This window comes from Nonomuraea sp. NPDC046570 (genome assembly GCF_040645915.1).
GTDB lineage: Bacteria > Actinomycetota > Actinomycetes > Streptosporangiales > Streptosporangiaceae > Nonomuraea.
The window spans coordinates 214,778-225,816 of record NZ_JBEYZF010000012.1; the positions used below are offsets into that span (position 1 = coordinate 214,778).

At 71.2% G+C, this 11,039-nt stretch carries 11 protein-coding genes; 5 read left to right on the forward strand and 6 right to left on the reverse strand.

Annotation, left to right across the window (positions count from 1 at the left end; genetic code table 11):
- The first annotated feature begins 51 nt into the window (after positions 1-51).
- Genes ABZ911_RS21350 through ABZ911_RS21370 form a run of 5 tightly spaced genes read left to right on the forward strand, consistent with a single transcriptional unit; the run spans position 52 to position 4,276 of the window.
- The gene (locus tag ABZ911_RS21350; RefSeq protein ID WP_358058198.1) at positions 52-2,397 is read left to right on the forward strand and encodes a nitrate- and nitrite sensing domain-containing protein; all 2,346 of its coding nucleotides are present in this window, start codon (positions 52-54) and stop codon (positions 2,395-2,397) included.
- A complete protein-coding gene (locus tag ABZ911_RS21355) occupies positions 2,394-2,816 on the forward strand; it encodes a roadblock/LC7 domain-containing protein (RefSeq protein ID WP_358058201.1) in 423 nt (140 codons plus the stop codon). Before ABZ911_RS21350 ends, ABZ911_RS21355 begins: the two co-directional genes overlap by 4 nt.
- Complete coding sequence (locus ABZ911_RS21360) at positions 2,813-3,190, forward strand: DUF742 domain-containing protein (protein ID WP_358058205.1); 378 nt, start codon at positions 2,813-2,815, stop codon at positions 3,188-3,190. The genes ABZ911_RS21355 and ABZ911_RS21360 overlap by 4 nt, the downstream gene beginning before the upstream one ends.
- Positions 3,171-3,764: an ATP/GTP-binding protein gene (locus ABZ911_RS21365; protein ID WP_358058208.1), complete on the forward strand. Its 594-nt coding sequence runs from the start codon at positions 3,171-3,173 to the stop codon at positions 3,762-3,764. Before ABZ911_RS21360 ends, ABZ911_RS21365 begins: the two co-directional genes overlap by 20 nt.
- Positions 3,765-3,787: 23 nt before the next feature.
- Complete coding sequence (locus ABZ911_RS21370; protein ID WP_358058211.1) at positions 3,788-4,276, forward strand: Lrp/AsnC family transcriptional regulator; 489 nt, start codon at positions 3,788-3,790, stop codon at positions 4,274-4,276.
- Here the strand turns inward: ABZ911_RS21370 and ABZ911_RS21375 are convergent.
- From ABZ911_RS21375 to ABZ911_RS21400, 6 genes are read right to left on the reverse strand one after another with little or no spacing between them, the layout of a single operon-like run.
- Positions 4,258-5,229, reverse strand: a complete 972-nt coding sequence (locus tag ABZ911_RS21375) for a BadF/BadG/BcrA/BcrD ATPase family protein (RefSeq protein ID WP_358058214.1) — start codon at positions 5,227-5,229, stop codon at positions 4,258-4,260. The genes ABZ911_RS21370 and ABZ911_RS21375 overlap by 19 nt on opposite strands.
- Positions 5,229-6,488, reverse strand: coding sequence for a 6-phospho-beta-glucosidase (locus tag ABZ911_RS21380; protein ID WP_358058217.1), 1,260 nt, complete (start codon positions 6,486-6,488; stop codon positions 5,229-5,231). Before ABZ911_RS21380 ends, ABZ911_RS21375 begins: the two co-directional genes overlap by 1 nt.
- Complete coding sequence (locus ABZ911_RS21385) at positions 6,485-7,375, reverse strand: carbohydrate ABC transporter permease (RefSeq protein ID WP_358058220.1); 891 nt, start codon at positions 7,373-7,375, stop codon at positions 6,485-6,487. Before ABZ911_RS21385 ends, ABZ911_RS21380 begins: the two co-directional genes overlap by 4 nt.
- Positions 7,372-8,301, reverse strand: a complete 930-nt coding sequence (locus ABZ911_RS21390) for a sugar ABC transporter permease (protein ID WP_358058223.1) — start codon at positions 8,299-8,301, stop codon at positions 7,372-7,374. Before ABZ911_RS21390 ends, ABZ911_RS21385 begins: the two co-directional genes overlap by 4 nt.
- 4 nt (positions 8,302-8,305) lie before the next feature.
- Positions 8,306-9,649, reverse strand: a complete 1,344-nt coding sequence (locus ABZ911_RS21395) for an extracellular solute-binding protein (protein WP_358058226.1) — start codon at positions 9,647-9,649, stop codon at positions 8,306-8,308.
- A gap of 13 nt (positions 9,650-9,662) precedes the next feature.
- Entirely contained in the window at positions 9,663-10,862 is a 1,200-nt protein-coding gene (locus ABZ911_RS21400) for an ROK family transcriptional regulator (protein ID WP_358058229.1), read from the reverse strand.
- Positions 10,863-11,039: the final 177 nt, after the last annotated feature.

Sequence of the window (11,039 nt, forward strand, 5' to 3'; positions counted from 1 at the left end):
GCTTCGCGTCCTGGTGGTGAGCCATTCGATGATCTTCGCAGGGTAGGTGTAATGCGCTTCCGCAATTCACGGCTGCGGACCAAGGTCACAGCACTGCTGCTCTCCTTGGCAGCGCTGTGGTCGTTCGCCGCGTGGGTCACGCTACGCGAAGGCGTCAACCTGCTCTGGGTGACCCAGCTCGACGCCAGCGTGGTCGGGCCCAGCGAACCGGTCCTCGTCGAACTCCAGCGCGAGCGCCGGATCGCCCTGGTCCGGCTGGGCGACGGCTCCTTCGGGACCCGCAAGGAACTGCAGACGCAGCGCCAGAACTCCGACCGGGTGATCGCCGACTTCGAGACCGAGGCGCAGGCGGGCATCGTCGACCTGGCCGCCGACGAGGAGGGCGGCAAGCGGCTCGACGCGGTCTTCAAGGGCCTGGCGAGCCTGAAGGATCTGCGCAAGAGCGTGGACGCCGAGCGGCTGACCCGGGTCCAGGCGTCCGACGCCTACTCCGAGGTGATCGACTCCTTCTACCGCATGTACGCGTCCATGGCCACGCTCGACGACAAGACCGTCGCCAAGGACGTGCGCACCCTGCTCGCCCTGAACCGGGCCAGGGAGGTCCTGTCCCGGGAGGACGCGCTGCTGGCCGGCGCCCTCGCTGAGGGGACGCTGAGCCTCGCCGAGCACGCCGAGTTCACCCAGACCGTGGGCGCCTGGCACATCCTGGCCGACCAGGCGGCGGCCGAACTTCCCCCCGGGGACAAGACCGCCTACGACAAGATGGCGAGCGGCCCGGCGTTCACCAAGCTGAAGGTCCTGGAGACCCGGCTGACCGAACAGGCCAACGGCCTCGACGGGATCCCGTTCACCGCCGACCAGTGGCGCGCCGCCGCCGAACCGGCCATCGCCGACTTCTCCGCCATGGTCTTCTCCGCCGGCGACCGCGTCGTCGACCGGGCGGCCCCCGTCGCCGTCGGCGTCGTGGTACGGCTGGCGCTGGCCGGCGGCCTCGGCCTGATCGCCGTCATCGCCTCCATCATCCTGTCCATCACCACCGCCCGAGCCCTCTTCGCCCAGCTGCAGAAGCTGCGCGACGCCGCCCACGAGCTGTCCGACGAACGCCTGCCCGGCGTCGTCGAGCGCCTGGGCCGCGGCGAGGAGGTCGACGTGGCCGCCGAGGCGCCACCGCTGAAGTTCGGCGACGACGAGATCGGGCAGGTGGGCCAGGCGTTCAACACGGTCCAGGAGACCGCCATCCGGGTCGCCGTCGAGCAGGCCGAGCTGCGCCGCAGCATCCGCGACATCCTGCTCAGCCTGGCCCGCAGGACGCAGGGCCTGGTGCACCGCCAGCTCACCGTCCTCGACGTCATGGAGCGCCGCGAGACCGAGCCGGAAGAGCTGAGGGACCTGTTCAGGCTCGACCACCTGGCCACCCGCATGCGCCGCAACGCCGAGAACCTCATCGTGCTGTCCGGCGCGACGCCCGGCCGTACCTGGCGCCGGTCGGTGCCGATGGTCGACGTGGTGCGCGGCGCGCTGGCCGAGGTGGAGGACTACACCAGGGTCACGCTCATGCCGATGGGCCAGGTGGAGCTGACCGGCCGCGCCGTCGGCGACGTCATCCACCTGCTCGCCGAGCTGATCGAGAACGCCGTCTCCTTCTCCCCGCCGTACACGATGGTGCAGGTCGGTGGCCAGCTCGTGGCCAACGGCTACGTCCTGGAGATCGAGGACCGCGGCCTCGGCATGACCGACGAGGACCTCGCGGCGGCCAACGACCGGATCAACGACCCGCCGGAGTTCCGGCTGACCGGCACCGCCCGCCTCGGCCTGTACGTCGTCAGCAGGCTGGCCGAGCGCCACCAGATCAAGGTGTCGCTGAAGGCCTCGCCGTACGGCGGCACCACGGTCGTGGTGCTCATCCCGCACGAGCTGGTGCGGCCCGAGAGCGAGACGGGACCGGTGGAGGAGACGCGGCCGGCGGACGAGCCGCGGCTGCCGCAGCGGGTGACCGTGCCGGCGCAGGGCCAGCAGCCCGCGCAGGCCCGGCCGCAGGAACCGCTGGGTCTGGCGACCGCGCTGCGCACGGCGGCGCCCGTGGTGCCGGTGGTGGACGAGCCCGCGTCCGCCGTGCCACCCGAACAGCAACGGCAGCGACGGCCGGAGTCGGAACCACAGGAACCGGCCTTCACGCCGTCGGGGCTGCCGTGCCGGGTGCCGCAGACCAACCTCGCCCCCGCGCTGCGCGCGGAGGAGACGGAGGTCGTGGCGGAGACCGAGGCCGAGGAGGACGACGACGAGCGCTCACCGGAGGAGATCCGCGCCATCATGGGAGCCTTCCAGTCGGGGACGAGGCTGGGCAGGACCGAGGCCGCCAAGCTCGCAGGTGACGACGAGGCAGGGAGAGACACGTGAGACCAGGCTCTGCCACCGATCTGAACTGGCTGCTCGACGACCTGACCGGCAGGGTCAGGGAGGCCGAGCACGCCATCGTACTGTCCTCCGACGGCCTGCTGATGGCCTCCTCCAAGGGGCTGGACAGGACCGAGGGCGAGCACCTGTCGGCCGTGTCGGCCGGCCTGCAGAGCCTGGCCAAGGGCGTCAGCGAGCACGTGGGCGCGGGCGCCGTACGGCAGACGGTCGTGGAGTGGAAGTCGCGCTTCCTCATCGTGACCGTGGCCGGGGAGGGCGCCTGCCTGGCGGTGCTGTGCCTGCAGGACGCCGACATCGGGCTGGTCGCCTACGAGATGGCCATGCTGGTGACCCGCGTCGGCCAGTACCTGACCTCACCGGCCAGAACGGACTCTCCCGTCAGGAGCGAAGCCGCACGATGAGCCGTACGGACGAACCCACTGATGAGCACTGGCTCGACCCTGAGATCGTCCGACCCTACGTGATGACACGAGGCCGGACCGAGCCCACCCGGGGCAAGTTCGACCTGATCTCGCTGGCCGTGGCCGTGGGCGGACCACCGGGCCCGGACGCGGGGCTCGACCCCGAGCATCTTTCGATCATCCGGCTGTGCCGGGCGCCGCTGTCGGTGGCGGAGATCGCGGCGCATCTCGACCTTCCGGCGGGCACGGTCCGTGTCCTGCTGGGCGACCTGTTCGACAAGGGGTTCGTCACCGTGCAGGAACCCCAACCCGAGGTGGACATGCAAGACGAGAAGATGTACAGGGCGGTGCTCGATGGACTTCGGTCGCTCTGATCGCTGGCGGCTGCCGACCGCGATCAAGATCTTGATCGCCGGTGGTTTCGGCGCGGGCAAGACCACGATGGTCGGCGCCGTCTCCGAGACGCGCCCGTTGCGCACCGAGGAGACCCTGACCGACCGCGGCACCGACGTCGACGACACCTCCGGCGTCGAGGCCAAGCGCACCACGACGGTCGCGATGGACTTCGGGCGCATCACCATCCGCGACGACTACATGCTGTACCTGTTCGGCACCCCCGGCCAGGAACGCTTCTGGTTCGTCTGGGACGAGCTGGCCCTGGGCGCGCTCGGCGCGGTCATCCTGGCCGACACCCGCCGCCTGGCCGACTGCTTCCCCTCCGTCGACTACTTCGAGCGGCGCGGCACGCCGTTCGTGGTCGCGGTCAACTGCTTCGAGGGGGCGCGCACCTACGAGCTGGCCGAGGTGCGGATGGCGCTCGGCCTGGACCCGGCGGTGCCGATCGTGATGTGCGACGCCCGCAGGCGCGACTCCAGCAGGGAGGTGCTGATCAGCCTGGTGGAGCACGCCATGAAGCTGCGCGCCATGCCGGTCGGGACCACGCCGTGACCATCAGCCGATACCTTTGATCGATGGAGGAGATCGATCGCAGGATCGTCACGCTGCTGGCCAGGGACGGGCGGATGAGCTTCACCGACCTGGCCAGGGAGACGGGGCTGTCCGTCTCGGCGGTTCACCAGCGCGTCCGCAGGCTGGAGAAGCGCGGGGTGCTGCGCGGCTACGCCGCGCTCGTCGACCATGACGCGATCGGGCTGCCGCTGACCGCGTTCGTGTCCATCAAGCCGATCGACCCCGCGGCGCCGGACGACGCCCCCGAACGGCTGGCCGGCCTGAGCGCCATCGAGGCGTGCCACAGCGTCGCCGGGGACGAGAGCTACATCCTCAAGGTGCGCGTCTCCTCACCGATCGGCCTGGAGGAGCTGCTGCAGCAGATCAGGGCGGCCGCCAACGTCTCCACCCGCACCACGGTGGTGCTGAGCACCCCGTACGAGCACCGCGCCCCCGAGCTCGGGGGCGCGGTGGACCCGCAGGAGGGCAACGCTCAGCGCGCGGCGCCGTAGCGGGCGCGCAGCCGGGCCTTGGCGGCGTCGGGCGCGCCCATCCGGTCCAGCCCGTTCAGCGCGGCGCCGGCGATCGGCGGCAGGTCGGCGACCAGCAGCTTGGCGCGCGGCGCGCGGAGCGCGAACGCGCCGTCGAGCAGGCTCATCAGCAGCGGATCCCGCGCCCTGAGCACCCCGCCGCCGAGTACCACCTCGACGGGCGTCTCCAGCAGGTCCAGGCGGCGCAGACAGACCTCGGCCAGCACAGTGACCTCCTCGGCCAGCCGCTCGACCAGGGACCTGGCGACCGGGTCGCCGTCCGCCGCGACGGCCAGCAGGCCCGGCGCCAGATCCTGCAGCTCCGCCTCGCCGACCTCGCCGAAGTGCAGGTCGAGCACGAGCCGCTCGACCGCGGCGACGCCGAAGTGCTCCTTGACCAGCGTGGTGAGCGCGGTGGCCGGGCCGCGGCCGTCCTCGGCGCGCACCGCGTGCCAGAGCACCTCCTCGCCCATGTGCAGGCCGCCGCCCCAGTCGCCGCTGATCCGGCCGAGCGCGGGGAAGCGGGCGACGCGGCCGTCGGGGCCGACGCCGGCCGCGTTGATGCCGGCGCCGCACACCACCGCCACGCCGGAGGGGCCCGACGCGCCCGCGCGCAGCAGCGCGAAGGTGTCGTTGGCGACGACGACGTCGGGCGCGAAGCCGCGCTCGGCGAACTCGTCGCGCAGGGTGTCCTCCTCCACCGGCAGGTCGGCCCCGGCCAGGTAGGCGGCCAGATGGTCGGCGTACGGCACCGCGGCGGCCTGGCCGAGCGCCCGCCGTACCGCGTCCTGGACGACGTCGACGGCCGCGCCCACCCCCGCGCTCTGCGGGGTGAACGGGCCCGAGCGGCCCTCGGCCAGGATCGTGCCGTCCTCGGCCACCAGCACGACGTCGGTCTTGCTGTTGCCGCCGTCGACGGCCAGCAGGGTGCGCACTACGACACCGTCCAGGGCAGGTGCCGGCGGTTGGCGTCGAGCAGCAGCCGGGTCAGCTCGCCCGCGACCGCCTCCTGGCCGACCAGCGGGTGCGCGAGCAGGGCGTCGTGCACGCGCTCGGCGCCGCCTTCCAGTGCCGCCGTCAGGGCCAGCGCCTCGTAGGCCGTCACATGCGCGATCAGGCCCGCGTAGAGCGGTTCGACGGGCGCGACGGGCAGCGCCGTCGCGCCCGCGGCGGTGATGGCGGCGGGGACCTCGATCACCGCGTCGTCGGGCAGGAAGGGCAGCGCGCCGCCGTTGCGCAGATTCACCACCTGAGTGTCGCCCCGGTCGCCGAGCAGTGAGGCGATCAGCGCGACGGCCGCCTCGGAGTAGTAGGCGCCGCCGCGCCCGCCGAGCAGGGCGGGTTTGGTGTCGACGGCCGGGTCGGCGTACATCTCCAGCAGCCGCGCCTCCATCGCCGCCACCTCCGACGCGCGCGTCGGCTTGCTCCGCTGCTCCTCCACCACCAGGTCGTGGGCGTAGAAGTAGCGCAGGTAGTAGGAGGGCACGACGCCGAGGCGGCGGATCAGCCCGACCGGCAGGCCGACGTCGTCCGCGATCCGCTCCCCGTGCTCCTCGATGAGCCGGGGCAGCACGTCCGCGCCGTCGAGCTGGACCGTGCGCTCCCAGGACAGGTGGTTCAGGCCGACGTGCCCGAGCGACACGCGTTCGGGCGCGACGCCGAGGTGCCCGGCGAAGCGGCGCTGGAAGCCGATGGCCACGTTGCACAGGCCGATGGCCCGGTGCCCGTCGCGCAGCAGCGCCCTGGTGACGATCCCGACCGGGTTGGTGAAGTCGACGATCCACGCCTCGGGCGCCAGTTCGCGCACCCGCGCGGCGATGTCCAGCACCACCGGGACCGTGCGCAGCGCCTTGGCCAGGCCGCCCGCGCCGGTGGTCTCCTGGCCGACGCAGCCGCAGCGCAGCGGCAGCGTCTCGTCGACGTCGCGGGCCGCCTGCCCGCCGACCCGCAACTGCAGGAGTACGGCCCGCGCCCCCGCCACCCCCCGCTCGACCGAGTCCGTGGCGATCACCTGGGCCGGGTGCCCGGCCCGCGCCAGCATCCTGCGCGCCATGCCCGCCACCGGCTCCAGGCGCCGCGCGTCCCGATCGATCAGCGCGATCTCGGTCAGCGGCAGCTCCTCCCGCAAGCGGGCGAATCCGTCGATCAGCTCCGGCGTGTACGTCGAGCCGCCCCCGACAACGGCGATCCTCAACCCTTCACCCCCGTCAGTGTCACGCCCTCGATGAAGACCCGCTGGGCGAAGAAGAACACGATGATCACCGGTGCGGTCACCAGGAGGGTGGCCGCCATGGTGAGGTTCCACTGCACGCTGTGGAAGGCCTTGAAGGTGGCCAGGCCGAGCGACAGCGTCCAGTTTCCCTGCTCGGTCCCGGCGTACAGCAGCGGGCCGTAGTAGTCGTTCCAGCAGTAGAAGAACTGGAACAGGGCGACCGCCGCGATGGCGGGTTTGGCCATCGGCAGGATCACCCTGACCAGGGTCCTGAAGTCCGAGCAGCCGTCCACCCTGGCCGCGTCGGTGTACTCCCTCGGGATGGTGATGAGGAACTGGCGCAGCAGGAAGACGGAGAAGGCGTCGCCGAGCAGCATGGGCAGGATCAGCGGCCACAGCGTGTCGGTCAGCCCCGCGCGGGCCCAGATCAGGTAGACCGGCACCGCGACGACCTGGGGCGGCAGCATCATCATGGTGATCACCATGAGGAAGGCCAGCCGGCGGCCCCGGAAGCGGAACCTGGCCAGGGCGTAGGCGACCGGCACCGACGACAGCAGCATGAACACGGTGCCGAGGGCGGCGTACATGAAGGTGTTCAGCGTCCAGGTCAGCAGGTGCGACTTGACGAACACGTCGGCGAAGTTGCCCCAGTTCCACGACTCGGGCCACAGCTTGCTGGTGAGCGCCTGCTGGTCGGTCATCAGCGCGGTCAGCGCGACGAAGAACAGCGGCGCGAGGAACATCAGCGCGATGGCCAGGGCGATCGCGTGGGTGGCGATCCACATCAGCGTGGTGCGCCCGCGCCGCGCGGGGCGCCGCCGCGGGGCCGCCGTCCGGTGCGCGGCGGGCGCGGTCAGGGTGGTGCTCATCGTTCCTCCTCGGCGATGCGGAAGCGGCGCAGCAGGATCAGCGTGAAGATCATCGAGGCGCCGAACAGCAGCAGCGCCAGCACGCACGCGTACCCCATGGAGAAGTCCCTGAAGCCGACGTGGAACAGCCACTGCGGCAGCGTGAGCAGCGACTGGTCGGGGTAGCCGGGGGTGAACGAGGTGCCGGGGGAGTCGGTGGTGCCCGAGGCCACCCGCGAGGCGATCATCGCCTGGGTGAAGTACTGCAGGGCGTAGATGACCGCGGTGATCGCGGAGAACATCAGCACCGGCGAGATCGTCGGCAGCGTGATGCTGCGGAACTGCCGCCAGGGCCCGGCGCCGTCGATGGCCGCCGCCTCGTACAGGTGCTTGGGCACGTCCAGCAGCGCCGCCAGGAAGATGATCATCGTGTTGCCGGCGCCCCACATGGCCAGCAGGGTCAGGCTCGGCTTGGCCCAGGCGGCGTCGCCGAACCAGTCCGGCCCGGTGACGCCGAGCAGCGCCAGGAACTGGTTCCACGGGCCGGTCGCCGGGTTCATCAGGAACACGAACGCCACCGTGCCGGCCACCATCGGGACCAGCGAGGGCAGGTAGAAGACCGTGCGGAAGAAGCCGACGCCCGCCTTCAGCCGGGTGACGAGCTGCGCCAGCGCCAGCGAGAAGATCACCTGGGCGGGCACCATGAAGACGACCAGCCACAGGGTGTTCTTGGCGGAGGTCCAGACGCGGTCGTCCTGCAGCAGGTAGCGGTAGTTGTCCAGGCCGATGAACTCCAGCGTGAACAGGTCGTAGCGGTGGAAGGAGAAGTAGACGGTGGCCAGCAGCGGGTAGGCGAAGAAGATCGAGAACCCGACGAGCCAGGGCGAGAGCCACAGGAGGGCCCGAAGGCCCTCCCGGCGCCGCCACGGTGTGGTGAGGGCGGCCATGAGATCAGCCGCCGGACAGCTTCAGCTTGTCGTTGATGCGCTTGTCGACCGAGGCCAGCCCGGCGTCCAGGTCCTTGACCGCGCCCTTCTCCCACTGGATGAGGAAGGTGGAGAAGGCGTCCTGGTTGAAGACGCTGTTCACGTTCGCGGGCAGGGTGCTGGTCTTGGGGTGGGAGAAGATGTCAAGGAAGGTGCCGAAGCGGTCGTCCTTGTCCAGGTTCGGCGACTCCATGGCGGCCTTGGTGGTGGGCACGTTGCGCAGCGCGTTCGACAGCGTCACCAGGCTGTCGGTGTCGGTGGTGAGATATTTCACCAGCTCCCAGGAGTGCTGCGGGTTCTTGGCGCCCTTCGGCACGCCGATCACGGTGCCGGCGGTGAAGCCGCTGCCGTACAGGTCGGGCTTGTCGTCGGCGACCGGGAGCGGCGCGGTGGCGTAGTCCAGGCTCTTGGCCTTGGGGTCATTGGCGATCATGGCGTTGCGCCACTCGCCGTCCAGGATCATCGCCACCTTGCCGGTGAAGAACGGGTGCTCGGCGCCCCACTCGTCGCCCAGGCTCTTGCGGAACTTCTCCAGCTTGTCGTAGCCGTACCAGTCGACCAGGTCCTTCTGCCACTGAAGGAGCTGCTTCCAGGCGGGGTCGGTGCCGATCGCCGAGGTGCCGTCGTCGTTGTACCACTTGGCGCCGACCATCGGGCCCAGGTGGGAGGGGGAGTTCTCGTAGTACTGGAAGCTCGGGATGAAGCCGGCCACCTTGATCGTGCCGTCGGCGTCCCTGACCGTCAGCTCCTTGGCCAGCTTGGTCAGCTCCGACAGCGTCTTGGGCGGCTCGTTGCCCTTCATCAGCGCCTTGTTGTAGTACATCCCGTAGGCGTCGGCCAGCAGCGGCATCGTGCACCGCTTGCCCTCGAACTCGGTGTACAGCCGGGAGGCCGCGGGCAGCACCGACAGGTCGATGCCGTCCTGCTTGATCACCGGCGTCAGGTCCTGGAAGGCGCCGCTCTTGCACCACTGGGCCACGTTGTCGGTGGTGAAGGAGGCGGCCACGTCCGGCGGGTTGCCGCCGCGGACGGCCTGGGTGATCTGGTCGTCCTGGACGCCCTTCTTGGCCTTCACGGTGATCTGCGGGAACTTCTTGTTGAAGCCGGCGATGGCCTGCTCGAACGCCTTGACCTCGGCGTCGGTGGCGAAGCCGTGCCAGAGTTCGAGCGTGGCGGCGGGCAGCGCCGCCGGCGCCGAGCCTGAGGGCTTGGGCTGGGCGCCGAGCGAGGGCGCCGCCTCCTTGCCCGCGGTACAGGCGGTCAGAGCCAGTGCCGCGAGCGCGGCGACCGCCATCGGGACGAAGCGCACGGGGGGTGCCTCCTCATGAAGTGGGAACGGTGGAGCTGAAGACCTCGTCACGGGTGGTGTCGAGGGCGAGGTCGAGCGCACCGGCGAGGACGGGGTTGCCCTCGACGGTCGACAGCCGCAGCACGGGCCGCGGGATGGTGAGCGCGTGCAGCTCGTGTTCGACGAGCTCGCGCAGCGGTTCGCCGCCGGACAGCACGATGCCGCCGGTCAGCACGATCAGTCCGGGGTCGAGCACCGAGGTGACGGCGGCCAGGCCGACGGCGAGGCGGGCGGCGATGTCGCGCAGCCCGGCCCTGGCGTCCTCGGCCTTCTGGCCCCGGCCGGCCGACACGCGCACCGCGTTGGCGATCGCCTGGCGGAAGTCGGCGCCGCGCACGCCGTAGGAGCGCAGCAGCCGCAGCACGGCGGGGCCGCCGGTGAGGGCCTGGTAGCCGTGGTTGGCGTAGCGGCCGGCCTCGCGGGCGGTGGGCGCGCCGGGGGTGGGCATGTAGCCGACCTCGCCCGCGCCGCCGGTGGCGCCGCGGTGGATGCGGTCGCCGAGCACCAGCGCCGAGCCGAGCCCCTCGTCGGCCCAGAGCAGCACGAAGTCCTCGTGGCCGCGCGCGGCGCCGTGCGCCTTCTCGGCCAGCGCGACGAGGTTGACGTTGTTCTCCACGTCCACCGGGACGCCGAGGCCCGCGCTGAGGGTGGGCACCAGGTCGGGGATCTGCCAGCCCGGCATGTCCTTGGCGGTGGCGTAGCCCAGACGGCCGGTGGTGGGGTCGATCGCGGCCTGCACGCCGATCACCACCCGGCGCAGCGAAGGGGGCGCTCCGGCCCCTTCCAGGGCCGCGCGCAGCCGTTCGATCAGCGTGCCCGCGGGTCGGCGCGGGGTGGGCAGGGTGTACGCGCCGACCACCTGGCCGGTGATGTCGGCGACGGTGGCCTCGATGCGGTCGGGGGTGACGTCCAGCGCGCCCACGTAGGCGGCGGCGGCGTTGATGCGGTACAGCTCGGCCGTACGGCCCGGCAGGCCCTCCCTGATGCCGTCCAGCACCACCAGGCCCGCCTCCTGCAGGCGGGACAGCAACTGTGAGGCGGTGGGCTTGGACAGCCCGGTCAGCGTCCCGATCTCGGGCCGGGTCAGCGGCCCCCTGTCCAGGAGCACCTGCAGGGCGGCGCGGTCGTTGATCGCGCGCAGCAGGCTCGGCGTGCCAGGGGTCGGACCGGTCACTCTCGTCACTCCTCGTCAGCGAGAGTTAGGAAAGTTTCCTAACTCACGGAGAACGTAAGGAGTCCAGGGCGGTTGGGTCAAGTGGCGAAACCAAGACGTAACCGAATGCGCGAAGTGATGATCACGCGAGAGGATGCCAGTGGCTCAACGGACCTGATAAGGTAGCGATTTGTCGCA

Excerpts from the sequence above, each read along its gene's own strand:
- ABZ911_RS21360 (WP_358058205.1), top strand. The coding sequence starts at position 2,813 with ATGAGCCGTACGGACGAACCCACTGATGAGCACTGGCTCGACCCTGAG.
- ABZ911_RS21365 (WP_358058208.1), top strand. The coding sequence starts at position 3,171 with ATGGACTTCGGTCGCTCTGATCGCTGGCGGCTGCCGACCGCGATCAAG.
- ABZ911_RS21385 (WP_358058220.1), bottom strand. The coding sequence starts at position 7,375 with ATGAGCACCACCCTGACCGCGCCCGCCGCGCACCGGACGGCGGCCCCG.
- ABZ911_RS21390 (WP_358058223.1), bottom strand. The coding sequence starts at position 8,301 with ATGGCCGCCCTCACCACACCGTGGCGGCGCCGGGAGGGCCTTCGGGCC.
- ABZ911_RS21350 (WP_358058198.1), top strand. The coding sequence starts at position 52 with ATGCGCTTCCGCAATTCACGGCTGCGGACCAAGGTCACAGCACTGCTG.
- ABZ911_RS21370 (WP_358058211.1), top strand. The coding sequence starts at position 3,788 with ATGGAGGAGATCGATCGCAGGATCGTCACGCTGCTGGCCAGGGACGGG.